The sequence below is a fragment of the Lysobacter antibioticus genome (assembly GCF_001442535.1).
Taxonomy (GTDB): domain Bacteria; phylum Pseudomonadota; class Gammaproteobacteria; order Xanthomonadales; family Xanthomonadaceae; genus Lysobacter; species Lysobacter antibioticus.
On record NZ_CP013141.1, the window covers coordinates 3,886,979 to 3,910,808 of the forward strand.

Below are 23,830 nucleotides of genomic sequence, written 5' to 3' on the forward strand. Positions count from 1 at the left end.
GGCGCGCAGCCAATCGGCCAGGGCCTCGACCGGGATATCCCAGCCGGTGGCTTCGTGCAGCACCGCCGCGGCGTCGACGCCTTCGCGCGGGCCGCCTTCGAGACCGTCCAGACGCGCTTCGCCGGGGCCGCCGGCAAGACGCCAGCTCTGCCGGGTGACCGGCGCGCTGAGGGCGACTTCGTAGCGCTCGCCGCGCTGACTCCATTCGATGCGGCCGCTGCCGCCCTTGCCGGCATTGGACACGGCGATGCGGCCGGTCAGCGACCACTCGCCGTCGGCGCGGACGCGGGCGATGCGCCCGGCTTCGCGCTCGGCGGCCACCGCCGTCGGCAATACTTCGGGCGGCGCGCGCTTGACGCCCTGCCCGGCGCAGGCGCTCAGCAATAGAACCAATACGGCGACCGCGACAGTCTTCGCCGGGCGCGAAACAAGGCGCGCCGAAATAGAGTGCGCCTTAAGACGCGAAACGAACGACGGCGCGCTCACAGGCCCAGCTTCTTCAATGCGCGCAACAGCGAGCGGTTGTCGGGGTCGATCTTGCGCGCCTGCTCGAAGTATTTGCGGGCCTCGTCGCGCTGGCCGCTCTGCCACAACACCTCGCCGAGATGGGCGGCGATTTCGGCGTCCTTCTGCATGGTCAGTGCGCGGCGCAGCTCGGTTTCGGCTTCCTTGATGCGGCCGATGCGGTACAGCACCCAACCGTAGCTGTCGACGATCGCGTAGTTGTCGGGCTCGGCATTGCGCGCGCGCTCGATCAGTTCCAACGCTTCCTGGAAGCGCGTGGTGCGGTCGGCCAAGGTGTAGCCGAGCGCGTTGAGCGCCGCGATGTTGTCGGGCTCGGCGACCAGGATACGGCGGAAATCGGCCTCGGCGCGGGCGATGTCGTCGCGGCGCTCCCAGCTCAGGGCGCGGGCGTAGAGGATCTCGGGCTCGTCCGGAAACGCCGCCAAACCGCGCGCGAACGCATCGTTCTCGCCGGCGTCGTTCTTGTCCTCGCCGCGCAGATTGGCCTCGACGATATAAGCGTCGCGGCGGGCGTCGTCGCCGGTCGAAGCGTCGGACTGGATCGCGCGCAGATTGGCGTAGGCCTCGTCGTTGCGCTTGAGCTTGTGCAGGACGTTGCTGCTGCGCAGGCGCGCGATCGAACGCGGCTGCCCGGCGGGAACGCCCTGGTACCAGCCCAGGGCTTCCTCATAGCGTTCGAGGAACTCGGCCAACTGGCCCAGCAGCAGGCGCCGCGCCGGGTCCGGCTTGGCGGCGTTGGCGCGCAGTTCGTCGTAGAGCTTGGTCAGAGTCGGCTTGTCTTCGGCGCGGGCCAGGTAGGACGCGCGCAGCGAATAGGTCTGCTCGTCCTGCGGGCCGCGCGCCAGGGTCGCGGCGACCGCCTGGAAATCGTTGAGCGCTTCGTACTGTTCGGCGATCAGCGCGCGCAGATTGGTGTCGCGATCGGCCAGCGCGACGATGCTCTGCAGCAGTTGCCGGGCCTCATCGTCCTTGCCCGACTCGCGCAACTGGCTCACCCGCAACAGCGCCACGCGCGGCTCGCCGGGGAAGCGGTCGACCACTTCGGCGACGATGCGTTCGGTGAGCTTGGGTTGGTCGAGGCGCTGCGACAGGCCGCCGAACGCGACCCAGGCCATGAGGTTGCCGGACGGGATCTTGCCGCCGTCGACGAGCTTCTCGAGCACGCGCGCGGCCTGCTTCGGGTCCTTGGAACCGGTGGTCAGCACGATCAGGGCCTGGCGCCAGCCGGCCTCGGGATCGCTCTGCATCAGAGCGTTGAGCTGACGCAGCGCGGCGCGGTCGTCGCCGCGACGCAGCGACAGGGTCGCTTCGGCGGCGCCGATCGAGGTGCCCTTGCCGCCCAGCTTGCGCCACAGCGCCAAGGCGTCGGCGGCCAGCGCGTCCTGCTTGGCGACCACGGCGATGCTGGTCGCCCGCTCGGCCAGGCCGACGTCGTTGGCGGCGCGCGCTGCCTTGAGATAGGCCTCGGCGGCTTCGTTCAGCTTGCCGGACTGGAGGGCGAATTCACCGCTGAGCAGCGATTCCAGCGAGGCCCCTGTCGGGTCCTTGGCGGCGCGCGCCTGGATCGTCGACTTGGCCGTGGCCAGGGCGGCGGCCGACACCGGCGTCGACGGCTCGGCGGCGGCACTGCCGAGCCAGCCGCTCAGGGCCAGGGCCAGGGCCAAAACCGCGATCCGCACGCCCCGCTGCGGCGCGCCAGGCGGGCGCGAACCGAGGCCGGCGCAGGCGAGCCGCGCAGCCTCGGCCGAGTGCTCGCTGCCGTCATCGTTGCCATCTATTGGACCGATCGAGCAAATCGAATCGTAGAGAACCACGTCGGGACCAGTGGGCCGGTAGAATGGCGGCCTTCAGCAGCCCGCAGCTTATCGCAAGCACCTGAACCGATGTCCCGCGACGCACGCCGCCTCATGAAACTTTCTTGCGTCGCCGCGACGGCGGTTTACTGCGTCCGCCGCCCGGGATCGAAGCGCACCCACCGATGAGTCTGTTCGTCCTAGGCATCAACCATCAGACCGCGCCGGTCAGCCTGCGCGAGCGCGTGGCGTTTTCCGGCGACACCGTCACCGCCGCGCTCGACGCCCTGCGCGCGCTCGCGCCGGTGCGCGAGGTGGCGTTGCTATCGACCTGCAATCGCACCGAGCTGTATGCGGTGGCCGACGACGACGGCCGCGCCCTCGCCGACTGGCTGGCCACGCACCCAGACGAAGTCGGCGATCTGCACGCCTACCTCTACCGCCATCGCGACGCCGATGCCGTGCGCCACCTGTTCCGGGTCGCGACCGGGCTCGACTCGCTGGTGCTCGGCGAGCCGCAGATCCTCGGCCAGGTCAAGGACGCCTGGGCGACCGCGCGCGCCGCCGGCACCCTGGGCAGCCAACTCGACCGTTTGTTCCAGCAAGCTTTCTCGACCGCCAAGCGCGCGCGCACCGACACCCGCATCGGCGCCAACCCGGTGTCGGTCGCCTCGGCCGCGGTGCGCCTTGCGCAGGAGTCGTTCGCGCGCCTGGAAGACTCGACCGTGCTCCTGGTCGGCGCCGGCGAAACCATCGAACTGGCCGCACGGCATCTGGTCCAGGCCAAGGCCAAGCGCCTGCTGATCGCCAACCGCACCCTCGCCCATGCGCAGGACCTCGCCACCCGCCACGGCGGCGTGGCCCTGCCGCTGAGCGAACTCGAACGCCATCTGGGCGAGGCCGACATCGTGCTGTCGGCGACCGCCAGCCGCGAACCGGTGCTGCATCGCGCCCAGGTCGCCGCCGCGCTCGCCACGCGCAAGCACCGCCCCATGCTGTTGCTCGATCTGGCCGTGCCGCGCGACATCGCCGCCGACGTGGCCAGTTTGAAAGACGTGTTCCTCTACACCGTCGACGATCTGGAACGCGCGATCGAAGACAACCGCCGCAGCCGCCGCGAGGCCGCGACCGAAGCCGAGGCCATCGTCGAATTGCAGGTCGCCCGCTTCGTCGAGACCCTGGCCGCGAGCACCCGCACCGCGCCGATCAAGCGCCTGCGCGACCACGGCGAGGCCGCGCGCGAAGAAGTGCTGGCCAAAGCGCGCCAGCAACTCGGCGCCGGGCAGGACCCGGCGGAAGTGCTGAACTTCCTCGCCCACACTTTGACCAACCGCCTGCTGCACGCCCCGACCGTGGCCCTGCGCGAAGCCGCGCTGACCGGCAACCCCGAGCTCGCGCGTGCGGCCGACAAGTTGTTTCCGGCGGTGGGGCCGGGAATCGGGAATCAGGAATCGGGAATCGAAACTGCGGATTCGTCGGACGATCGTTAGCGACCAGACCTGATCGCAAACGCTTGTGCTTTTCCGAATCCCGACTCCCGATTCCCCAATCCTGGCTCTCCAATGACCCCCACCCTGCGCCGCAAGCTCGAAGCCCTGGCCGAACGCCGCGAAGAACTCGAGCGCCTGCTCGCCGACCCCGGCGTGATCGGCGACAACGACCGGTTCCGCAAGCTCTCGCGCGAATTCGCCCAGCTCGAACCGGTCGCGGTGGCGCTGGCCGAGGAAGCGCGCGCGAAGGCCGATCTCGCCGCCGCCGAGGCGATGCGCAACGATCCTGAGCTGCGCGAACTGGCCGACGAGGAAATCGCCGCCGCGCAGGCACGCCTGGAACAGCTTGACGTCGAACTGCTGGCGCACCTGATCCCGAAGGACGCGCGCGACGAAGGTGACCTGTACCTGGAAGTGCGCGCCGGCACCGGCGGCGACGAAGCGGCTATCTTCGCCGGCGACCTGTTCCGCATGTATGCGCGCTACGCCGAACGCCAGGGCTGGAAGGTCGAAATCGAATCGTCCAATGCCGGCGAACACGGCGGCTACAAGGAAATCATCGCCCGCGTCGAAGGCCGCGGCGCTTATTCCAGGCTCAAGTTCGAGTCCGGCACCCACCGCGTCCAGCGCGTGCCGGAAACCGAATCGCAGGGCCGCATCCACACCTCGGCGGCCACGGTGGCGATCATCGCGGTCGAGCCGGAAGGCGAACCCATCGAGATCAACCCGGCCGACTTGAAGGTCGACACCTTTCGTTCTTCGGGCGCGGGCGGCCAGCACGTCAACAAGACCGAATCGGCGATCCGCATCACCCATATTCCGAGCGGCGTGGTGGTTGAGAACCAGACCGAACGCAGCCAGCACGCCAACCGCGACAAGGCGCTCAAGCGCCTGCAGGCGATGCTCGCCGACGCCGCGGCGGCCAAGGCCGCGGCCGCACAGGCGCAGGACCGGCGCCTGCAAGTCGGCAGCGGCGACCGCAGCCAGCGCATCCGCACCTACAACTTCCCGCAAGGCCGCATCACCGACCACCGCGTCGAAGGCCTGACCCTGTACGACCTGCCCAACATCGTCGCCGGCGATCTCGACGGATTGATCGGACGCCTGATCCACGAGCACCAGGCCGACGAACTGGCGCGCCTGTCGGCGGGTTGAAGCGGCGGCATCCTCCTCGATCGAATGGAGCCATATAGCGCACAGCGCCTGAGCCAAAGCCCGCGCCTTGTGCGCCGCTGCGCGATTCGTCGAAGTCGCGCCGCACAGTCATGACGCCGCGCGCGTTCAACGGCCATAATCCGCCCTCTCCCGCCGGATCGCCTGCCATGAGCCTCTCAGTTCGCCGCGCAAACCTCGACGATCTCGATCTGCTGGCTCCGCTGTTCGATCACTACCGGCACTTCTATACCCAACGCCACGACGAAAGCGTCTCGCGCGCCTTCATCGGCGAACGCCTGAGCCGCGGCGACTCGGTCGTGCTGCTCGCTACGCTCGACGGCGTCGACGGCGCCGGCTTCACCCAGTTGTATCCGACCTTCTCCTCGGTCCGCGCCGCGCGCGTGTGGGTGCTCAACGATCTGTTCGTCGATCCGGCCGCACGCCGGCGCGGCGTCGCCCAGGCTTTGCTCGACGCCGCCACCGGTTTCGCACGCGCCGACGGCGCGGCGCGGCTGGAACTGGAAACCGACCACGACAACGTCACCGCCCAGGCCTTGTACGACGGCGTAGGCTGGCAGCGCTACGACGGCACCCAGCGCTACCACTTGCCGCTCAGTGCGGCCTGACCGCGCCATGCGCAACGGCCGCATGTTCGAACCCAGCGCGAACGCCCTCCTCGCGAGGTCGGCGCCATGAACGACCCGCGCCTCGAACTGCGCCAGGCGCTGCAGCGCAATCCCGGCGATGCCATGGCCTGGATCATGCTGGCCGAACACGAACTCGACGCCGGCGATGCGCGCGGCGGCGAAGCGGCGGCGCGACGCGCCTTGAGCCTGCGGCCGGGCCACCCCGAAGCGCTCGCGCGCCTGGGCCGTGCGCAATGGATGCAAGGCCGCCGCGACGACGCGGTGATCAGCCTGCGCGCAGCCGCGCATAACGCGCCGCAGCACCCGGGAATCGCGGTGTGGCTGGCGCACGCGCTCGAAGACGTCGGCGATGCCGAGGGCGCGCTCGACGCCTATGCCCACGCCTATGCCTTGGCCCCGCGCGAACCGCAGTTGGCTGCCTATCTGCTGGCGTGGCGGCGCAAGCTGTGCGACTGGCGCGATCTCGATGCCCTCGCCGGCCAGGTCCGCGACGCGGTCGCACGCGGGCAGGCCTCGGTCGAACCCTTCGCCTTCCTCAGCGAGGACGCCAGCGCCGCCGAACAACGCCGCTGCGCGGCCTTGCGCGCGACGGTGATCGCCGGCAGCGTGCGGCCGTTACCGGCTGCACCGCAGAAGGACGCCTCGGCATCGATCCGGGTCGGCTTTCTCTCCAACGGCTTCGGCGCCCACCCGACCGGGCTGCTGATCGTCGCCCTGCTGGAAGCGCTGCGTCGGCGCGGCGGCCTCGACCTGCACCTGTTCGCGCTCAATCGCGACGACGACAGCCCCATCCGGCGTCGCCTGCATGCCGCCGCAAACGCTTTGCACGACGTCGCCATGCAACCGCATGCCCAGGTCGCCGCGGCGATCCGCCGCGCCGGCATCGACGTGCTGTTCGACCTGCGCGGCTGGGGCGGCGGCGGTACGCCGGAGGTGTTGGCGATGCGGCCGGCCCCGGTGCAGGTCAACTGGCTGGCGTATCCCGGCACCTCGGCGGCACCGTGGATCGACTACGTACTGGCCGACCGCTACGTCCTGCCGGAAGCGCTGAGCGCCGATTTCAGCGAAACCGTGGCTTGGCTGCCGCGCTGCTTCCAGCCCTCCGACACCACCCGCGAACCGGCCACGCCGCCGAGCCGCGGCGAATGCGGCCTGCCCGAGCAGGGCGTGGTGTTCTGCTGCTTCAACAACAGCTACAAACTCAATCCGCGCAGCGTCGCGCGCGCACTTGCGGTGCTGCGCGGCGTACCCGGCAGCGTGCTGTGGCTGCTGTCCGGCCCGGGCCGCGCCGACCAGCGCCTGCGCGATTTCGCGAGCAGCCAGGGCATCGCGCCGGAGCGCCTGGTGTTCATGCGCAAACAGCCGCATGCCGATTACCTGGCGCGACTGCGCCATGCCGACCTGTTCCTCGACACCGATCCCTACAACGCCCACACCACCGCCTCGGACGCGATCTGGGCCGGCTGCCCGGTGTTGACCTGCCCCGGCGCGACCTTCGCCGCGCGCGTGGCCGGCAGCCTCAACCACCACCTCGGCCTGGAGTCGATGAACGTCGCCGACGACGACGCCTTCGTCGCCCGTGCGGTCGCGCTCGGCAACGATCCCACTGCGCTGCAGGCCTTGCGCAACGAACTTGCCGCGCGCCGCAACGACAGCGGCCTGTTCGACATGGACGGCTTCGCCGTCGATTTCGCGGCGATGACCATGGCGATGGCGCGCAGGCAGCGCAAGGGCGAAGCGCCGACGCCGCTGCGCGGGCCGGCGCGCAGCCGTTCCGACACACTCGATCGGATCGACCCGGGTTGAACCGCCTGAATTGAACATCCTGAGTTGATCCGCCTGACTTGATCCGCCCCACCCGGTTTGCGCTAGGCTGCGCCCATGACCGCAGAACGCGATTTCATCCCCCTCTCGCTGTGCGTGCTGACCGTTTCGGACTCGCGCACCCTGGCCGACGACAGTTCCGGCGACTATCTCGTCCAATCCCTCACCCAGGCCGGCCATCGCCTCGCCGAGCGCAAGCTGCTGCCCGACGATCGCTATAAATTGCGCGCCGCGGTATCGCAGTGGATCGCCGACGACGGCATCGACGGCATCCTCGTCACCGGCGGCACCGGCTTCACCGGCCGCGATTCCACCCCCGAGGCCCTGCTGCCCTTGCTCGACAAGGAAATGCCCGGCTTCGGCGAGCTGTTCCGCGCGATCAGCTACGGCGAAATCGGCACTTCGACCCTGCAATCGCGCGCCTTCGCCGGCCTGGCCAACGCGACCTTCTTGTTCTGCCTGCCGGGCTCGACCTCGGCCTGCCGCACCGCCTGGGAAAAGATCGTCAGCGCACAGCTCGACGCGCGTACCCGGCCGTGCAACCTCGCCACCCTGCGTCCCCGCCTCAAGGAGTGATCGGCATGCCGCTCGACACCACCCTGCGCCTGCTTGCCAAGGCCCGCGGCCTTAACGCCACCGACATCGCCACCGCGATTCCTCGCGCCGGCGTCGCCACGGTCAGCGCCTGGCTGCGCGGCGACAAGCTGCCCGGCAAGGACCAGCTCGATGCGCTCGCACGCGCCTTCGGCGTGCCGGCGGGCGCGCTGCTGTCGGAACTCGCCAGCACGCTCGACCCGGCCCGCACCCAGGGCGAACACGACCTGCTCGCTGCCTATCGCGCGCTCAACACGCGCCAACAGGGCGCCTTGCTCGAAGTCGCCACCAGCATGGCCGGCACCCCGCGCAGTGCGGCGCCGCGCAAGGCCGCGGCCAAGAAGAACAAGCGATGAGCAAGCTCAAGCGCAAGGACTACGAGGCCCAACTCGAAACGCTGCAAGTCGAGCTGGTGGCGATGGCGCGTTGGCTGCAGCACAGCGGCCGCCGCGTGGTGGTGCTGCTGGAAGGCCGCGACACCGCCGGCAAGGGCGGCGCGATCAGCGCCATCTCCGACCACCTCAATCCGCGCCAATGCCACATCGTCGCCCTGCCCAAGCCGAGCGAGCGCGAAAGCGGCCAATGGTATTTCCAGCGCTACGTACCGCATCTGCCGGGCGCGGGCGAAATCAGCCTGTTCGACCGCAGTTGGTACAACCGCGCCGGCGTCGAGCAGGTCATGGGCTTCGCCAAACCCGCGCAGGTGAAGGCCTTCCTGCAGCAGACGCCGGTGTTCGAGAAACTGCTGACCGACGACGGCATCCTGCTGTTCAAGTACTGGCTGTGCTGCGACCAGGAACAGCAGGAAGAACGCTTCGCCGAACGCCTGGAAGACCCGCTCAAGCGCTGGAAACTCTCGCCGATCGACCTGCAGGCGCGCAGGCACTACGACGACTACACCCGCGCCCGCGAGGCCATGCTCAAGGCCACCCACAGCGAGCACGCCCCCTGGACCCTGGTCGATTTCAATGACCAGCGCCAAGGCCGGCTGACCCTGATCCAAGACCTGCTGTCGCGCCTGCCCGACACCCAACTGCCGGATTCGGAACTCGAATTCGCGCCGCTCAAGGGCAAGCCGTCGAAAGAGAAATACGGTGTGTTGAAGCCGATTCGGGCTGGCAAGAAGGGCTGAGCCGTCTTTCAGGTAGTGCGGCCGCAGCTTGTAAAACGCTGCCCCTAAGGGGACAACGGCCGGTAACGCCGCGAGGTCGATGCATCGCGGTCGCGGCTTGTGACCGAAGGAAATCCAGTAGGACGCCCGCTCCTACCCTTCAAGCCACCTCGGTGACCGTTGCCGTTGCCGTTGCCGTTGCCGTTGCCGTTGCCGTTGCCGTTGCCGTTGCCGTTGCCGTTGCCGTGAAAGCTTGGCGCAGTTTCGACTTTGCGAGAACACCTGGAGACCCGGAGGGCGCCGCACAGGACGTGCGGCGTTTTCCGATAAGACAGGGACGTCTTATCGGAAAATCCCGGCGCGCGCACCGCACTCGTGGCTTGTGCCCTTGCAAGGAGAGCCCTTTTCTTTGGTTACCTTTCTTTTGGGCTTAGCAAAAGAAAGTAACCCGGCCGCGTCAGCGGACGGAAGCTTTGCTGTGATTGTTGTTTCACTGCTCCGCGTTAAGAAGCGCAGCAACCGCTGGCTGCGCGGTCGCGGCTTGTGACCGAAGGAAATCCAGTAGGACGCCGCTCCTACCCTAAGGACAGCAAGACAGTTGCAGAAGGAGCCGGGCAAGTCAGGCCCGCCACTCCTCTCCCTTATCCCTGCGAACGCCGATACGGGTGAAACAACTGCAACAGCCACGGCTTCTGCGCCAACACCAGACTCACGCCGATCCGCTCTTGCGCGCTCAACGCAGCATCGCGCGCCAACAAGCCGTCGAACTCGCGCGCGACCTCGCCCAGGCGCTGCTTGAGCTGACGGATGCCGGCGACGCTGAGCGCGCCGCTGAGCAGCAACAACACGTCCTGTTCGCCGTCGAAGGGGTCGGCGAAATAGTCGCCGAGCATGCGCAGGCGGAAATGCCGCTCCATCGGGCCGTCGGCGCGCCAACGGAAGTTGCGCGCGGTCAGCGGCCGGCCGCGGTTGCCGGGCATCAACTCGATGATGCCCAGCCGGTCCAGCCGCACCAGCAACGCCGTCCACTTGACGTCGTCGAAGGTGAAATGCGCTTGCACGTCCGCCTGTTTCCATCGGTTCAAGGTCAGGAACAAGGCCAATAGCAGGGCCGGATCGTCGACCAGGGCCTGCTCCTGCTCTTCGCTGAGCATGGCCATCGGCGCGCGGCCGCGGCCGGCTTCGGCGCTCAACTCGACCAGGCCGATATCGAGCACGTCGCAGATCTGCTGCAGCCGCTGCAGGCTCATCGCCCGCCGCGAAAACATCCGCTTGACCGCCGCCTCGCTGAGCTTGAGGCGCAGGGCCAGGTCGCGGTAGGTCAGGTCCTGGGCGCGCAGAAAGCGCTTCAGGCCGTCGATGAGTTCAATGGAAATCGCCATGCGTATCAAAATACGCTACCCGCTGGCGAATTCCGAGACACTTTGTCGATGATTATTGCATTCGCCTCGCGTCCCACCGAGGGTGGCCCCGGACCTTCACGAGACGGTGCGAGATGCCAAGGATTGCCAGCCGCATGTTTTCCCTCGCCCTGTCCGTTTCGGCCGCCGCTGGCCTGCTGGCAGGGACGCCGGCTTTTGCGGCGGCGCAGTCCGACGGCCTCAGCCGCCAGTCCGAGCTCAGCCTCAACGCCTCGGTCGAAGTGCCGGTGGCTGCGGCGCGGGCGCTGTCGGCCGGGGCGAAATTCTCGGTCGCCGGGGTCGAGGCCAGCGCCCAGGGCGTAACGCTGACCGTCTCGGCGGTGGGCCTGGGCACCTCGTTCACGGTCGTGTTGTCGGCTCAGGCGGTCAAACAGCTCGGCCTCAGGGTCGGCCAGGCCTTGACGGTGTCGGCGGTCGCCGGCGGTTGGCTGCTCAGCGGCGCGGATGGCGACCCGTTCTGCTTCATCCCCAACGAACGCGCCCGCTCGCTGATGCACAGCGAGCGGATCGGCGCATGAGCGCGGCGCGCGCTCGGTTTGTTTATTCCGGATTCGCGACCTGCAGGATGCTCATGGTCGCGTTGGCGGTGGTGGTCCTGGGAGTGTTGCCTGCACAGGGACGTGCAGGCACTCGCTGCGAGAACCAGACCGTCACCCCACAGAAACTGGCCGCGGCGGCGCAAACCGCGCTGACTGTCGCCACCGCGCTCGACCAACGCGATGCACCCGCCGCACTGGTCGCCCGCGTCGGCACCGACTTGTCGGCGCAGGGCCTGGTCTATAGCCATGTCGGTTTCGTCGTGCGCGATCATGCCGCCGGCCGTTGGACCGCGGTGCATTTGCTCAACGAGTGCGGCAGCGACCGCTCTGGCCTGTACACGCAAGGCTTGGTCAACTTCTTCGCCGACGACCTGGTCAATCAGGACGCACGCATCGTCTGGCTGCAACCGGCCCAGGCCGAACGCCTCGCCGCCCACCTGCGCGGCCTGCCGAGCCGGGGCCTGCACCAGCCGCACTACAACCTGATCGCACGCCCCGGCAGCGCCGACTACCAGAACTCGACCGCATGGGTGCTGGAGCTGTTCGCCGCGACCCTGCCGGACGCATCCGCGCCCGGCAATCGGCGCGAGGCCTATCGCGTTGCGATCGCCGACGGCTTTCGCCCCGATCGCGTGCGGATTCCCTATTCCAAGCGCGTGCTCGGCGGTTTGTTCACGGCCAATGTCGCCTTCAGCGATCACCCGATCGGCACCCGCCTCGCCGGCGACTACCCGGTGGTGACCGTGCGTTCGATCGTCGACTACCTGGCGCGCGGCGGGCACATCAGCGAGCAGCGCGAATGGCGCAACGGACGCTTGATGGCGAATCCGGGCGCGTTGTAGCCCGGCTCAACCGCAGACGAAGTCGGCGCCGGCTTCGTCCTCGCGCGCCGGCTCGCGGATCACGCGGTCCACCCGCGCCTGCGCCGGACCATGCCCCAGCCACTCGGCAAGACGCGCCAAGGCCGCTTCGTCGCCCACCGCCAGCACTTCGACCCGGCCATCGGCGAGATTGTTGGCGTAACCGCGCAGCCCCAGGGCGAGCGCCTGCTCGCGGGTCGAGGCGCGGAACCACACGCCCTGGACCTTGCCGGCCACGAAGAAACGCGCCGCGCTCATGCCTTCGGCACGGCCACCTTTGCCGAGGCCTTGGCGATGGCGGCCTCGATCTTCTTGGCGTCGACCGGGCCGAGGAATTTCTCCGCGACCTTGCCGTCGGGCCCGATCAGATAGGTCATCGGCAAGCCGCGCGGGGTATCGAAGGCCTTCGGCGGGTCGGCGACGTCGAGGATCGCGATCGGATACGACACCGGGTGCTTCTTGAGGAAGGCCTGCATGTCGGCGAGTTCGATTTCCTCGTAGGCCAGGCCGATCACTTCGATGTGGTCGCGCATGGTGTCCAGCGCCGACAACTCGGGCATTTCCTTGATGCACGGTGCGCACCAGGTCGCCCAGAAGTTCACCACCACCCAACGGCCGCGGCGCTCGCCCAGATCGTAGGTCTTGCCGTCGATGGTCGCGATGCGCAACTCGGGCGTGTCGCCCGCGGCATCGGCGGGCGGCGCGTCGGCCGGCTTGGCATCGGCCGGTTTCGTGTCCACGACCGGGGCCGGCGCAGGTTTGGCGTCGGTCGTCGCGGCCGGGTTGTCGTCCCTGGCCGGCGTCTGCGGCTGCTTGCAAGCGCCGAGCGACAACACGGCAACGGCGAGCGCCAATGCGGACAACGAAGGCAGGGTGGACTTGCGATGACTCGGGATCATGTTCCTTCCTCTTCAGCGTGAATGCTGGACACGCGTCGTTTCATGAGCGCGCGCAGGGGCACACGCAGTTCGTCCATCGCCGCGACCGCGGACTGGCCCAGCGAGTCGTCGCGGCAGGGCAGCATCGCCTCGGCGATCGGAATGCGCAGGTTGCAGGCTTCGTACAACTCGCCGAGCGAAAGCTCGTCGAGATCGCGCGCGAGCAGCCACTCGCCGTTCTCGGCGCGACGCACCACGCTGATCTCGCCGAGTTGCTCGAGCATCTGCTGGACCAGCGAATCGGTCAGCATCGGCTCGAGTTGCTGGATATCGTCGATGTGCAGGCCGCGGCCGCGCTTGCGCGCCTCGTTGAAGCGCGCAAGCAGGCGCAGCAGGCCGTACATTTCGAAACCGAGCGGCAGGCGCATCGACGCGGGCTGGTAGCGGAAGGCCGAGATCGACGAGGCCAGCGACGCGCCGAGCAGCACCGCGATCCAGCTCAGATAGATCCACAGCAGGAAGATCGGCACGAACGCCAGGGTGCCGTAGATCTTCGAGTACGAGCCGAAACTGCCCAGGTACAGGCCGATGCCGCTCTTGATCGTCTCGAACAGCAGCATCGCCAGGAAAGCGCCGGCAACCGCGTGCCGCCACTTGATCGTGCGATGCGGCACGACCCGGTAGATCGCGGCGAAGGCCAGCCATTCCAACAACATCGGCGCGACCCGCAGCAACAGGCTTTCGAGCCAGCGCCCGGGCTGGGTCGAAAACACGTCCATGGCGAAGAAGCGCGCCGAGATCGCCAGGCTCGCCGCGGCGATCAGGGCGCCGAGCGTGAGCACGGTCCAATAGACCAGGAAGCGGCCGAGGCGCGGGCGCGGCGAATGGATGCGCCAGATCCGGTTGAACGCCGACTCCACGCCGTTGAGGGTGATCAACAGCGAGACCACCAAGGCGATCACGCCCGCCGTCGTCAGCTGGCCGGCGTTGGCCGAAAACTGCTTGAGGTAGCTCTCCACCGAGCGCGCCGCCGAGGGCACGAAGTTGGAGAAGATGTAGTCGCTGAGGCGGTCGCTCCATTCACCGAACATCGGGAACGCCGACAGCACGCCGAACACGACCATCGACAGCGGCACCAGCGCGAACACGGTGGTGTAGGACAAGGCGCCGGCGGCCTGGAACAGGTTGTCGTCGAGAAAGCGGCGGGCCAGGAAGCGGAAGAACGTCCCGGCGCGAGCGCGATCGCGCACCCGGTCGCTCCAGCGATAGATCGAGTCCAAAGGTTCCATCCGGCGCAGGGTAACCGATGGCGCGTCACGGGGGCATGCGCTGGGGGTTCGTATCGACACCCCAACCGCCCTCGTCCCCAAAAACCCCAATCGCCCTGCCCCCATCCTCTATCCTTGCCGCCTACAGGAGAGATCGATGACCGAAGTTCTGGTGCTCTATTACAGCCGCGGCGGATCGGTGGCGCGGCTGGCGCGGCAGATCGCGCGCGGGATCGGCGAAGTCGACGGCATCGCCGCGCGGGTGCGCAGCGTGCCGCCGGTGGCGGCGATCACCCAGACCGCGGCGCCGCCGGTGCCCGAGGACGGCGCGCCCTACGTCGAAGCCCGCGACCTGGCCGAATGCGCCGGGCTGGTGCTCGGCAGCCCGACCCGGTTCGGCAACATGGCCGCACCGGTCAAGCACTGGCTCGACGGGCTCGGCGCCGAATGGGCCAGCGGCGCCCTGGTCGGCAAGCCGGCCGGCGTGTTCACCTCGACCGCGAGCCAGCACGGCGGCCAGGAATCGACCCTGCTGACGATGATGGTGCCGTTGCTCCACCACGGCTGCGTGATCGTCGGCATTCCCTATACCGAACCCTTGCTCAGCACCACGCGCGGCGGCGGCAGCCCCTACGGCGCCAGCCATGTCGCCGGGCCCCAGGACGACCCGCAGCTCAGCGACGACGAAGCCGTGCTGGCGCGCGCCCTCGGCCGCCGTGTCGCCGAACTGGTCGCCAAGGTGAGCCGATGAGCGCCGCCGCGCCGCGCCCCCGCTCCAACCTCGTCCTGCTGCTGGCCCTGCTGGGCCTGAGTGCGCTGTATGCGGCGTGGATGCTGTCGCAGCGCCATCTGGCCGCGACCCTGGTCGTGTTCGTGCTGCCGCCGCTGCTGCTCGCGATCGGCGTGTGGCGCCAAAACCGCCATGCCGCCTACTGGGCCGGGGTGTTGGCGCTGGGCTGGTTCAGCCACGGGGTGATGGTGGCCTGGTCGCGGCCGCCGGAACGCCTGCAGGGCTGGATCGAACTGGCCCTGGCCGTGACCGTCGTGTTCGCCGCCAACCTGCCCGGCATCCAGGCCCGCTTCGGCAGGAAATCCTGATCCGGCCCTGCGGGCATCCCGAGCCCGCGGCGCGAAAACCACGCGGCACGACGATGCCGGTATCGGCAGCGAACGATCCGGCCGGGCCCTGGCCATGGGCCTATAATCTCCGCTTCCCCGACCTCGCGACCTTACCCACGATGGACCAGCTCTGCATCGTCACCACCGGCGGCACGATCGACAAGATCTACTTCGACGACAAGTCGGACTACCAGATCGGCGAACCGCAGATCGGCCGCATCCTCGACGAGCTCGGCGTGGCCTTCCGCTACAGCGTGATCCCGATCATCCGCAAGGACTCGCTGCACATCAACGCCGGCGACCGCGAGCTGATCCGCGCCGCGATCGCCGCGCAGGACGCGCAGCACGTGCTGGTCACCCACGGCACCGACAGCATGGTCGAGACGGCCAAGGTGCTGGCGACCATTCCGAACAAGACCATCGTCATGACCGGCGCGCTGAATCCGGCGCGTTTCCGCGGCTCCGATGCCGAGTTCAACATCGGCACCGCGGTCGGCGCGGTGCAGTCGCTGCCGCCGGGCGTCTACATCGCCATGAACGGCCGCATCTGGGACCCGAGCAAGGTCCGCAAGAACGTCGACGCGAACCGCTTCGAAGCGATCTGAGCGGCGCATCGCGCCGCAGTTCGCGCAAGCCTCGCTTTGCTGCACTGCGATGCTTCCGGATCGATGTATTAGGATCTGGGGCTGTCCGATAGCAATGGTGATCGCGATGCGCGTACTCGTCCTGGCCTTGGCGGTGTTGGCACTGTCGGCTTGTCAGAAACCCGCCGACAGTGCGGATTCCACCCGGACGGCCAAGAACGACACCGGCCAGGCCCCCTCCGCATCGCCTGCGGCGTCGGCCAATCCTCTATTGCCGCCGGAACGGGTGCTGCGCAGCGACGCGATCGGCTACGACGGCTTCAACGGCAGCGACCAGGCCGGCAGCGTCACCGCGAAGTTCGGCGCCGACAGCGCGAGCGTCCGCCAGGCCTGGGGCGGCGAGATGAAGGACAACCGCGATCAGCGCCCGGACGCGGCCTGCCACCTGCTCTATCCGGTGCGCGGCGCAGTCACCCACCAGTACGCCTTCCTCATGGCCGGCGACAAGCTCGCCGGCATCGACGTCTACGACGCCAAGGCCATCGCCCCGGGCGGCGGCCGCATCGGCATGAGCATCGCCGAAATCAACCAGACCTACGCCGGCCAGACCAAGCAGGTCGCCAATCCGACCTTCGAAGGCTCCGCCTTCATCGAAGTCGCCGCGCCGCAGGCCAAGCACAGCCAGTTGACCTTCGAGACCGACGCACTCGGCACGGTCACCCATTGGCGCATCAGCGAACGCGGCGCGCTCGAGGCCAGCGAGAGCTGCACGCGCTGAGGCGCGGTTCGACCGCGACTCGCCAGGATAAGGCAGTAGCCAGCCTCGACTGCCGCGGTTCAAAGGGAAGTGGAAAGCCGCCCTGGAAGCGCCTTGACGGACAGCGTTACAGCCGAAATAACCGAAAGAACACCGACTTGCTCCACCAGGGGCGTAGGGGATCGTCGGCTCGAGCGGCCACGGTGCGGGCCTCGATCCTAACCGGAGACCAGCCGAGCCGGTATCGGGCGGCATGCGTCATCGGCGCGACCGTACGTTCGGCCTAGCGCGTACCGGCGTTCGCATGGCGAGCATTCAAAAAAAACTGGCTCCATCGCGGAGCCCGTTTCGGTTCGATCAGCTACCGGCCCGCATCAGAAGGTGATGCTCCAGGTGTCGATGCGGCCGGTGTCCGCATTGGCGTTGTCGTTGACGCGCAGCTTCCAGGTGCCGTTGAGCGGTTCGCTGGACAGGTTGAAGTTGAAGGTGCCGCTCAGATTGTCGGCGCTGCCGCCGGCGCGGTTGCTGATGTTGTAGAGCGAGCCGTCCGGCGCGACCAGGTCGACCTTCATGTCGCCGCGATAGGTGTGGATGATGTTGACCGACACCGAGGCGCTGGTCGGCGCGTTGCCGGTGCGGCCGGACACGGTGATCGGGCTGTCGACGGTGGCGTTGTCGTTGATCGCGTAGTCGGTACCGTTGGTATAGGTCTGGGTGCCCGGACCCGGGCCGGTGCCGGCGGTCTTGCCGAGTTCGCCGAGGAAGGCCAGGCCGAGCTTGGCGAAGGGCACGCTGTTGGCGGCCGAGCTGCCCATGTTGGCCAGGGTGTCGTTGGGCGTGTGGATGGACCCGAAGTAACCGCCGCTGGAGTTACCGCCCTCGAAGTAGATCGCCGCGGGGAAGCCGGCCGAGGTCCACGAGGCATGGTCGGAGCAACCGTAGCCGCAGGTGTAGCTGCCGACGGTGCCGCCGAGGTAGGTGGTGTACAGATCGCGCAGGAACTGCTGCAGGCTGGAGTTCGAATAGTCGCTGACCAGACGCACCGCCGGCGCACCGCTGGTGCGGTAGTTGGTCATGTCCAACTGCAACACGCCGACCACGTTGACGCCGCGGTTCTTGAAATCGGTGGCGATCGCCTTGGAGCCGCGCAGGCCGACTTCCTCGGCGGCATAGCCCATGAACTTGATCGTGCGCTTGGGCTTGTAGCCGCTCGCCATCGCCACGCGCAGCACTTCGGTCAGGGTGGCGATGCCCGAGGCGTCGTCGTCCGCGCCCGGTGCGTTCATCGAGTCGCCGCTGCCGCTGCTGGAGATCGAATCCAGGTGCGCGCCCAGCACCACTACTTCGTTCGGCAACTCGCTGCCCTGGATGGTCAGGATCGCCGAGGGCTGGGTCGAACAGGTGGTGCAACCGGTGTAGAGCTCGGCGGTGACGTCGCTGCGGCCGTTGGCCAGGCCGGCCCAGGTGTCCTTGATCCAGGTCGCCGAGGTGCGACCGTGGGTCGAGGCGTAATAGCGGTTCGGATACTGGGTCGACAGGTGAGTGATGGTGCCGCGGATGTTGGCTTCGGCAACCTGGCTCAGCCACGGCGTGACCGTGGCCTGGTTGTCGATGGTGTAGGTCGCGAACTTGGTGTTCATCGCTTCGACGCTGCGCTCGCTGCGTACGAAGGCTTCGGCTTCTTCGCGCGTGTCGAAGGCGACGAAGCCGCCGCAGCGCTTTTCCTTCTCGTGGACATGACGGGTCACATCGGCGAGCTGATGGGTCTTCAGTTCGGCCACCACCAGCTTGGCTCCGGCCGGGTTGCTGACGCCGGTGGCGTTGCGCGCGAGCGATTGCACGCCGGCATCGAAGGTCTCGCGCGAAGTGACGATGAACACCGGCTGGAACGGATCGTCGGTGGCATCGGCCGGACGTGCGTGATCGTGGCTGTGCGTCTGCGCCATCGCCGGTGCGATGACGGCGGACAATGCGAGGGCGAGCAAAGCGGGCAACGGGGCAAAGTGCTTGTTCACGGAAGACGCTCCTGTTCGGCGTCGCCCGGCCGGATGCGGGCGGCATCGGCGCAGGGACGCGATGGACTGGGATGACGGCCGCAGAGTGCGGTTCGTCGCGAGAGTTTGCTGCGCGTGAAAGCGGCGCCGAACGGTGCGGGGGGAAACGTTCCGATACGCCCGGGACTCGACCCTAAGCGCGATCCGATATGACGAACAAGCGACAACCTGTTCGAGCGCACATTCGCGTTCGTGACCTCGGTCATGCATACGCGCAGTAACCGCTTACCGCGCACGTCAGGATCGCGAAATCGCTATTAAAACCACGGAATTTTCACTGTTTCGGCGATGGAAACATCGTCGAATCGGAGCTCGGCCGCAACGGTCATGCAGTGCAACATGCGGGCGAACGCGGTTCGATGGCGTGTGCCGCCCCACAAACGCGCATCCCCGACCGGAGCCGGGGATGCGCGCTGCAACTCGCCTACCGTCCGGAAACGATCAGAAGGTGATGCTCCAACTGTCGATGCGGCCGGTGTCCTGAGTGGCGTTGTCGTTGACGCGCAGCTTCCAGGTGCCGTTGAGCGGCTCGCTCGACAGGTTCTTGACGAAGGTGCCGACGACGTTGTCGGCGCTGCCGCCGCTGCGGTTGTGGATGTTGTAGAGGGTGCCGTCCGGCGCCACCAGGTCGACTTTCAGATCGCTCTTGTAGGTGTGCAGGATGTTGACCGTCACCGACGCGTCGCTCGGTGCGTTGCCGGTGCGGCCGGAGACCACGATGCTGCTCTCGACCGTCGCGTTGTCGGGGATCTGCACGTCGGTGCCGTTGCTGTAGGTCTGGGTGCCGCCGCCTCCGCTGACGGTGACCGAGGCGGTCTTGCTATGGCTGGCGTTATCGTCGTCGGTGACCGTCAGGGTGACCGTATAAGTGCCCGATGCGGCGTAGGTCTTGCTCGGATGGGTCGCGGTCGAGGTGGTGCCGTCGCCGAAGTTCCAGCTGCGCGCGACGATGCTGCCGTCGCTGTCGCTGGAGCTATCGGTGAAGTTCACGCTTAGGCCGCTGACGCTGGAAGTGAAATTCGCGACCGGCGGGGTATTGATGGGCCCGGTGCCGCCGACGGTGAAGCGCACCGCGTTCGGCGTGCCCGGCTTGCCGGCGGCATCGGTGCCCTGCACGTACAAGGTGTGCACGCCATTGGCCAGGCCGGTGGTCGGGATGCTCGCGCTCACGACTTCGCGGCTGCTGTTGTAGCTGCCGTCGCTGGCGTTGAGCGGATACGAAACCGCTCCGGCCGCCCACGGCGGCGCATCGAGATAGGCCCGGGCCGAGGCGATGTTCTGCACCGGCTCGGTGCCGTTGCTTTGGTTGAACACGCTGTCGTCGACGGTCGCCGTCAACGTCACCGGGGTGCCGGCCGGCACGCTCGCCGAGGACACGCTGACCGCGGTGGTGTCGGGGCCGGACGGCAGCTTGTACGGTGCCCACAGGCTGCGCGCCGCGTAGCGCAGAGACTTCAGGTTGTCCGGCAGGGTCGTGCCCTGGAAGGTGCTGCAGCTCTCGAAGAACGACACGCCGAGCTCGATGGTGTACGCCGGCACGCCGAGCAGGCCGTACATGGTGTCGTCGGTGGTGCCGTCGGTGGCGTAAAGCTCGTCGGATTGCTGCGGGCGGTAGTTGTTGTGGAAGGCCATGCGCCGGCCGAGCGCACGCAGCGCCGCGCTGTTCGGCGCCGGGTTGCTGGTATCGCCCCACGACCACAGCACCAGTTGGGCGGCGCTGTGGATGTCCATGAAGATGCCCTGGTAATCCTCGGGCGCGGCGGTGTTGACGTCGTCGGGACGACGATCCGGGAAGATGCCGCCGGTGTACACGCCGCTGCTGTTGCGGGTGCCGGCGACCAGGCGCATCAGGTTCTGCGTCTCCGGCTCCGACGCCGCGAGCGGGCCGCGATAAGTCTCGGCGCAGGCGTTGCCGCTGGAGCCGCCGGCGGCGCTGTTCCAGTGATACGGGAAGTTGCGGTTGAGGTCGACGCCGATCGACGAGGCGCTGCAGGCGCCGTTGCTGTTGTTGACGTTCTTGCGCCAGGACGAGCCGGCTTCGGCCTTCTTGCGGCCGTCGGGGTTGGCCTGCAGCACGAACTGGAAGGCGAAGTTGTCGAGCAACCAGGTCGCCTCGTCGTTCGTGCCGTAGTTGTTGGCCAGCCATTCGGCGAAACGGGTGACGGTTTCGGCCGGCGTGTACTCGCGCGCGTGGATCGAACCGAACAGCACCAGGGTCGGCTTGTTCGGCAGCGCGGCGTCGGTCGCCGAATTGGTCAGCTTGAGCACCTTCATCTCGTAGCCGGTGCCGGCGCTCTGGGTCTTCTGCCAGCTCGGCCCGATGTTGGTCACGCGCGCCAGCTGCGGCTTGCTCGTCGCCAGCTGGTCCATGGTCGTGTAGGTTTCCTCGACCGTGCGATAGCAGGCGTAGCCGGGAATGCTCTTGATGCCCAGCGCGGAACTCTGCAGCGCGGTCTGCAGCCGCTGCAGCTTCTCGGTCGCGTCGCGATCGATCTCGTACTTGAAGCCGGCGCGGCTCAACGCGGCCAGATCTTCGGGCATGGCTTCGACGCGGACGGTCTTGGCGTCGCGGTCGACGATCAGATGCTGGAAGCGCGACGCGATGCGTTGCAGCTGCGCGCTGTTGGTGTATTTGGCGGTGACGAAGACAGGCAGGTCATCGGCCGCCTTTGCGCCGGCGGACAAGGCCAGCAACAGGGGCAGCGCGGCGTATTGGAAGCGCATTGGGAGACTCTCCATGTACCGGTACGTTGAACAGCGATGCGGTGGGTGCGGCCACCATGCTGAGTACGCGGCACGAGGGCTGACAAGCGTCGCCCGTCGCGGCCATGCCTCGCTTTCGTGATGCGTACGGCAGAACGGCGCAGTGATCGGCGACGACGCATGGCGCGTCGTTGGGTCGGTAGGCATGCGGCGGCGTCACGCACTGCGGTGCCGTCGCGGTCGGGCGACGTCTTCGCCCGAAGCGCCTGCCCGCATGCGGACAGGCGCCAGTCGAAACGCCGCGCGCCGTTACGGCGCGCGGCGTCGGTGGATCAGAACGTGATGCTCCACTTGTCGATGCGGCCGGTGTCCAGGTTCGCATTGTCGTTGACGCGCAGCTTCCAGGTACCGTTGAGCGGTTCGCTCGACAGGTTCTTGGTGTAGGTGCCGATGACGTTATCGGCGCTGCCGCCGGTGCGGTTGTGGATGTTGTAGACCGTGCCGTCCGGCGCCACCAGGTCGACCTTCAGGTCGCTCCGGTAGGTGTGGTAGATCGTCACCTGGATCGGCGTGGTCGCCGAGCCGTTGCCGCTGCGGCCGGACACGGTGATCGAGCTTTCCACGGTGGCGTTGTCGCTGATCGCCACGTCGGTGTCGTTGGTGTAGGTCTGCGCACCCGGGCCGCCCGACACCGTGACCGTACCGGTCTTGGTGTTGGTCGCACCGTCGTCATCGGTGACGGTCAGCGTGACGGTATAGGTACCGGCGGCGCTGTAGGTCTTGGACGGGTTGGTCGCGGTCGAGGTGGTGCCGTCGCCGAAGTTCCAGCTACGCGAGGCAATGCTGCCGTCGCTGTCGGTGGAGCTGTCGGTGAAGGTCGCGGTCAGGCCGCTGACCGACGAGGTGAAGTTCGCCACCGGCGGATTGTTCGGCGTGCCGCCGCCCGAATCCAGGCCGTCGATGAACTGCGCACCGGTGTTGCCCGGGTCGAGCCAGTTGCTCAGGCGCGAGTCCGCGGCACCGCCGCCGGTCCACGAGGTGAACACGCGGCCGTACTGGTCGCTGCGGTTGGTGCCGGTGGCGCTGCAGCTCGACGGACCGCCGTGCAGTTGGCCGATCACGCGTTTCTCGGGGCTATAGATCGGCGAACCCGAAGAACCCGGCTCGGTCACGCCGCCGGTCGGCTGCCACTGCACGTTCAAGTGGGTGGTACCGGCGCCGCCGCCCCAGGCCACGAACGAGGTGGGGCTGGTCGAGTTGCTGATGCGCTTCTCGGCCACGTTCGGGTGATGGATGCCGATCGCGCCCGGATAGTTCTGGTCGCGGCGGTCCCAACCGGCCCAGAACAGATTGAACGCAGGGTTGGCCGGCGTGTTGAGTTCGAGCAGGGTGAAGTCGGAGGTCGCGTAGGTCGCCTTGTAGGTCGAACCGGACTGGGTGTTGGCCATCGAGCCGTCGCCGTTGGCGCCGCTGGCGGGCGTGTTCGGCGGGCGGCAGGTCGAGTTCTGGTAGTTCCAGTACACCACGATGCTGGCGGCCGTCGACGCCGTACCCATGCCGCAATGGTGCGCGGTCAGGAAGTACATCTTCTTGTCGTTGGCGGTGTTGTTGACCAGCGAACCGGTACAGGCCAGCGAGCCGTTCTTCGAGTAGGCCGCGACCGAGCGGATGATGTCGCGACGTCCGTCGCCTTCGGGGCAGACCACGTCGATGTTACAGGCGCCCGAGACGCCCTTTTCGCCCTGGGTCGCCATCAGACGGCCCGCGACTTGTCCGAACGCCTCGTAGCCGTGGTTGACCTTGGTCAGCTGCAGCTTGAGCTCGCCCATCTTCGCGCTGGGCACCACCACTTCGATCACCGCCTCTTCGCCGTCGACGATCGCCGTCCACAACTGGCCGGAAGGACTGTTGTCGCGGTCGGTGTATTCGCGGATCAGGCTGCGATCGCCGCCTGCGGTCTGGGTCGCCGGATAGACCAGCAGTCGGCCGCCGGCGGGCATGTGGTACCGGGTGAAGCCGAAGTTCAACGACAACGCCTTATCCGAGCGCACGCGCTGGCGCCAGATGACGTTCTCGTCGTCGAGTTGTTCCCACACGCCCGAATTCAGCGGCGTCATGTCGACGTCCATCGGCGCGGCGAAGCGAGGAATCTCGTTGCGCGCTTCGCGCACGCGGTCTTCCGCGCGCAACTTGGCGACGTCCACCGCCGGCATCGCGCGCAGCGCGATCTTGTCCACTCGCGAGATGTTCGCGTGATCGAAAGCCGCCGGGCGCGTGGCCGGGGCAGCAAGTGCGGCACTGATCGACAGTCCGAGCAACAACAAGGAACCACAAAGTCGTTTCATGAGTCTCTCCGTCCGTAGTAGAGGCAAGACCGCGACGCCGGCTGGGCCGGTGTGTTCGACAATGGCGATGGCGACGGGGTCAGGCGATGGGAACTGGATGCTCCAGCGTTTGATGCAGGCGAGGCCGCATGCTTCCCCTGAGCGTGCGTTTTTTCTACGACGC

Annotated in this window: 22 protein-coding genes (1 of these 22 only partly in view); 13 read left to right on the forward strand and 9 right to left on the reverse strand. The window is 67.8% G+C overall.

The annotated features are described in order from the left end of the window. Both GLA29479_RS15685 and GLA29479_RS15690 read right to left on the reverse strand, forming a co-directional pair. Positions 1-591: the 5' portion of a lipoprotein insertase outer membrane protein LolB gene (locus tag GLA29479_RS15685; RefSeq protein ID WP_082638725.1), read on the reverse strand. It extends 24 nt beyond the left edge of the window; only the first 591 of its 615 coding nucleotides appear in the window; its start codon is at positions 589-591; its stop codon lies beyond the left edge, outside the window. Continuing rightward, complete coding sequence (locus GLA29479_RS15690) at positions 483-2,126, reverse strand: tetratricopeptide repeat protein (protein ID WP_082639025.1); 1,644 nt, start codon at positions 2,124-2,126, stop codon at positions 483-485. The genes GLA29479_RS15685 and GLA29479_RS15690 overlap by 109 nt, the downstream gene beginning before the upstream one ends. Positions 2,127-2,503: 377 nt before the next feature. On the opposite strand from GLA29479_RS15690, the gene hemA reads away from it, so the two are divergent. From hemA to ppk2, 7 genes are all read left to right on the forward strand, one after another. Beyond that, entirely contained in the window at positions 2,504-3,808 is a 1,305-nt protein-coding gene (gene hemA / locus GLA29479_RS15695) for a glutamyl-tRNA reductase (protein ID WP_057972124.1), read from the forward strand. A 72-nt stretch (positions 3,809-3,880) separates the two neighbouring features. After that, entirely contained in the window at positions 3,881-4,963 is a 1,083-nt protein-coding gene (prfA, locus tag GLA29479_RS15700) for a peptide chain release factor 1 (protein WP_057972125.1), read from the forward strand. 167 nt (positions 4,964-5,130) lie between these two features. Next, positions 5,131-5,589 (forward strand): GNAT family N-acetyltransferase, encoded by a 459-nt coding sequence (locus GLA29479_RS15705; protein WP_057972126.1) that lies wholly within the window; start codon positions 5,131-5,133, stop codon positions 5,587-5,589. Positions 5,590-5,655: 66 nt separating this feature from the next. Further along, complete coding sequence (locus GLA29479_RS15710; protein ID WP_082638727.1) at positions 5,656-7,416, forward strand: O-linked N-acetylglucosamine transferase, SPINDLY family protein; 1,761 nt, start codon at positions 5,656-5,658, stop codon at positions 7,414-7,416. A 75-nt stretch (positions 7,417-7,491) separates the two neighbouring features. Beyond that, positions 7,492-8,010 carry a molybdenum cofactor biosynthesis protein B gene (moaB, locus tag GLA29479_RS15715; RefSeq protein WP_057972127.1) on the forward strand — a complete coding sequence of 173 codons (519 nt, stop codon included), beginning with the start codon at positions 7,492-7,494 and terminating at the stop codon, positions 8,008-8,010. Between the two features lie 5 nt (positions 8,011-8,015). Continuing rightward, positions 8,016-8,384, forward strand: coding sequence for a helix-turn-helix domain-containing protein (locus GLA29479_RS15720; protein ID WP_057972128.1), 369 nt, complete (start codon positions 8,016-8,018; stop codon positions 8,382-8,384). Next, positions 8,381-9,160 (forward strand): polyphosphate kinase 2, encoded by a 780-nt coding sequence (gene ppk2, locus GLA29479_RS15725; RefSeq protein ID WP_057972129.1) that lies wholly within the window; start codon positions 8,381-8,383, stop codon positions 9,158-9,160. Before GLA29479_RS15720 ends, ppk2 begins: the two co-directional genes overlap by 4 nt. A 620-nt stretch (positions 9,161-9,780) precedes the next feature. On the opposite strand, the gene GLA29479_RS15730 is transcribed toward ppk2, so the two are convergent. Continuing rightward, positions 9,781-10,521, reverse strand: coding sequence for a helix-turn-helix domain-containing protein (locus GLA29479_RS15730; RefSeq protein ID WP_057972130.1), 741 nt, complete (start codon positions 10,519-10,521; stop codon positions 9,781-9,783). 134 nt (positions 10,522-10,655) lie between these two features. On the opposite strand from GLA29479_RS15730, the gene GLA29479_RS15735 reads away from it, so the two are divergent. Beyond that, positions 10,656-11,078 (forward strand): hypothetical protein, encoded by a 423-nt coding sequence (locus tag GLA29479_RS15735; RefSeq protein ID WP_057972131.1) that lies wholly within the window; start codon positions 10,656-10,658, stop codon positions 11,076-11,078. Between the two features lie 53 nt (positions 11,079-11,131). Beyond that, the gene (locus tag GLA29479_RS15740) at positions 11,132-11,941 is read left to right on the forward strand and encodes a DUF2145 domain-containing protein (RefSeq protein ID WP_057972132.1); all 810 of its coding nucleotides are present in this window, start codon (positions 11,132-11,134) and stop codon (positions 11,939-11,941) included. 6 nt (positions 11,942-11,947) lie between these two features. On the opposite strand, the gene GLA29479_RS15745 is transcribed toward GLA29479_RS15740, so the two are convergent. From GLA29479_RS15745 to GLA29479_RS15755, 3 genes are read right to left on the reverse strand one after another with little or no spacing between them, the layout of a single operon-like run. Beyond that, the gene (locus tag GLA29479_RS15745) at positions 11,948-12,217 is read right to left on the reverse strand and encodes an acylphosphatase (RefSeq protein WP_057972133.1); all 270 of its coding nucleotides are present in this window, start codon (positions 12,215-12,217) and stop codon (positions 11,948-11,950) included. Continuing rightward, positions 12,214-12,858, reverse strand: a complete 645-nt coding sequence (locus GLA29479_RS15750; RefSeq protein WP_057972134.1) for a TlpA family protein disulfide reductase — start codon at positions 12,856-12,858, stop codon at positions 12,214-12,216. The genes GLA29479_RS15745 and GLA29479_RS15750 overlap by 4 nt, the downstream gene beginning before the upstream one ends. Further along, entirely contained in the window at positions 12,855-14,126 is a 1,272-nt protein-coding gene (locus GLA29479_RS15755) for a YihY family inner membrane protein (protein WP_057972135.1), read from the reverse strand. The genes GLA29479_RS15750 and GLA29479_RS15755 overlap by 4 nt, the downstream gene beginning before the upstream one ends. 136 nt (positions 14,127-14,262) lie before the next feature. Here GLA29479_RS15755 and wrbA point away from each other — a divergent pair, with 136 nt between their 5' ends. The 4 genes from wrbA to GLA29479_RS15775 all read left to right on the forward strand — a co-directional run bounded on the left by wrbA (position 14,263) and on the right by GLA29479_RS15775 (position 16,586). Then, positions 14,263-14,856, forward strand: coding sequence for an NAD(P)H:quinone oxidoreductase (gene wrbA / locus GLA29479_RS15760; protein ID WP_031373733.1), 594 nt, complete (start codon positions 14,263-14,265; stop codon positions 14,854-14,856). Then, the gene (locus tag GLA29479_RS15765; RefSeq protein WP_057972136.1) at positions 14,853-15,203 is read left to right on the forward strand and encodes a DUF2069 domain-containing protein; all 351 of its coding nucleotides are present in this window, start codon (positions 14,853-14,855) and stop codon (positions 15,201-15,203) included. Before wrbA ends, GLA29479_RS15765 begins: the two co-directional genes overlap by 4 nt. A 140-nt stretch (positions 15,204-15,343) precedes the next feature. Beyond that, a complete protein-coding gene (locus tag GLA29479_RS15770; RefSeq protein WP_031373731.1) occupies positions 15,344-15,829 on the forward strand; it encodes an asparaginase domain-containing protein in 486 nt (161 codons plus the stop codon). A gap of 106 nt (positions 15,830-15,935) precedes the next feature. Continuing rightward, on the forward strand, positions 15,936-16,586 hold the full coding sequence (locus tag GLA29479_RS15775; protein ID WP_144436543.1) for a hypothetical protein: 651 nt from the start codon (positions 15,936-15,938) through the stop codon (positions 16,584-16,586). A 353-nt stretch (positions 16,587-16,939) separates the two neighbouring features. On the opposite strand, the gene GLA29479_RS15780 is transcribed toward GLA29479_RS15775, so the two are convergent. The 3 genes from GLA29479_RS15780 to GLA29479_RS15790 form a co-directional block, all read right to left on the reverse strand. Further along, the gene (locus GLA29479_RS15780) at positions 16,940-18,580 is read right to left on the reverse strand and encodes a M20/M25/M40 family metallo-hydrolase (RefSeq protein ID WP_057918923.1); all 1,641 of its coding nucleotides are present in this window, start codon (positions 18,578-18,580) and stop codon (positions 16,940-16,942) included. Between the two features lie 480 nt (positions 18,581-19,060). After that, positions 19,061-21,343, reverse strand: a complete 2,283-nt coding sequence (locus GLA29479_RS15785; RefSeq protein WP_057972139.1) for a M14 family zinc carboxypeptidase — start codon at positions 21,341-21,343, stop codon at positions 19,061-19,063. A 311-nt stretch (positions 21,344-21,654) separates the two neighbouring features. After that, positions 21,655-23,667, reverse strand: coding sequence for a proprotein convertase P-domain-containing protein (locus tag GLA29479_RS15790; protein WP_148649802.1), 2,013 nt, complete (start codon positions 23,665-23,667; stop codon positions 21,655-21,657). Positions 23,668-23,830 lie beyond the last annotated feature (163 nt).

What these genes read in the sequence shown, in the direction of transcription:
- GLA29479_RS15710 (WP_082638727.1), top strand. Translation starts at nt 5,656, where the DNA reads ATGAACGACCCGCGCCTCGAACTGCGCCAGGCGCTGCAGCGCAATCCC.
- GLA29479_RS15765 (WP_057972136.1), top strand. Translation starts at nt 14,853, where the DNA reads ATGAGCGCCGCCGCGCCGCGCCCCCGCTCCAACCTCGTCCTGCTGCTG.
- GLA29479_RS15705 (WP_057972126.1), top strand. Translation starts at nt 5,131, where the DNA reads ATGAGCCTCTCAGTTCGCCGCGCAAACCTCGACGATCTCGATCTGCTG.
- GLA29479_RS15720 (WP_057972128.1), top strand. Translation starts at nt 8,016, where the DNA reads ATGCCGCTCGACACCACCCTGCGCCTGCTTGCCAAGGCCCGCGGCCTT.
- GLA29479_RS15735 (WP_057972131.1), top strand. Translation starts at nt 10,656, where the DNA reads ATGTTTTCCCTCGCCCTGTCCGTTTCGGCCGCCGCTGGCCTGCTGGCA.
- GLA29479_RS15750 (WP_057972134.1), bottom strand. Translation starts at nt 12,858, where the DNA reads ATGATCCCGAGTCATCGCAAGTCCACCCTGCCTTCGTTGTCCGCATTG.
- prfA (WP_057972125.1), top strand. Translation starts at nt 3,881, where the DNA reads ATGACCCCCACCCTGCGCCGCAAGCTCGAAGCCCTGGCCGAACGCCGC.
- GLA29479_RS15790 (WP_148649802.1), bottom strand. Translation starts at nt 23,667, where the DNA reads ATGAAACGACTTTGTGGTTCCTTGTTGTTGCTCGGACTGTCGATCAGT.
- moaB (WP_057972127.1), top strand. Translation starts at nt 7,492, where the DNA reads ATGACCGCAGAACGCGATTTCATCCCCCTCTCGCTGTGCGTGCTGACC.
- GLA29479_RS15785 (WP_057972139.1), bottom strand. Translation starts at nt 21,343, where the DNA reads ATGCGCTTCCAATACGCCGCGCTGCCCCTGTTGCTGGCCTTGTCCGCC.
- ppk2 (WP_057972129.1), top strand. Translation starts at nt 8,381, where the DNA reads ATGAGCAAGCTCAAGCGCAAGGACTACGAGGCCCAACTCGAAACGCTG.
- GLA29479_RS15740 (WP_057972132.1), top strand. Translation starts at nt 11,132, where the DNA reads ATGGTCGCGTTGGCGGTGGTGGTCCTGGGAGTGTTGCCTGCACAGGGA.
- GLA29479_RS15745 (WP_057972133.1), bottom strand. Translation starts at nt 12,217, where the DNA reads ATGAGCGCGGCGCGTTTCTTCGTGGCCGGCAAGGTCCAGGGCGTGTGG.
- GLA29479_RS15775 (WP_144436543.1), top strand. Translation starts at nt 15,936, where the DNA reads ATGCGCGTACTCGTCCTGGCCTTGGCGGTGTTGGCACTGTCGGCTTGT.
- GLA29479_RS15730 (WP_057972130.1), bottom strand. Translation starts at nt 10,521, where the DNA reads ATGGCGATTTCCATTGAACTCATCGACGGCCTGAAGCGCTTTCTGCGC.
- GLA29479_RS15770 (WP_031373731.1), top strand. Translation starts at nt 15,344, where the DNA reads ATGGACCAGCTCTGCATCGTCACCACCGGCGGCACGATCGACAAGATC.
- wrbA (WP_031373733.1), top strand. Translation starts at nt 14,263, where the DNA reads ATGACCGAAGTTCTGGTGCTCTATTACAGCCGCGGCGGATCGGTGGCG.
- GLA29479_RS15755 (WP_057972135.1), bottom strand. Translation starts at nt 14,126, where the DNA reads ATGGAACCTTTGGACTCGATCTATCGCTGGAGCGACCGGGTGCGCGAT.
- hemA (WP_057972124.1), top strand. Translation starts at nt 2,504, where the DNA reads ATGAGTCTGTTCGTCCTAGGCATCAACCATCAGACCGCGCCGGTCAGC.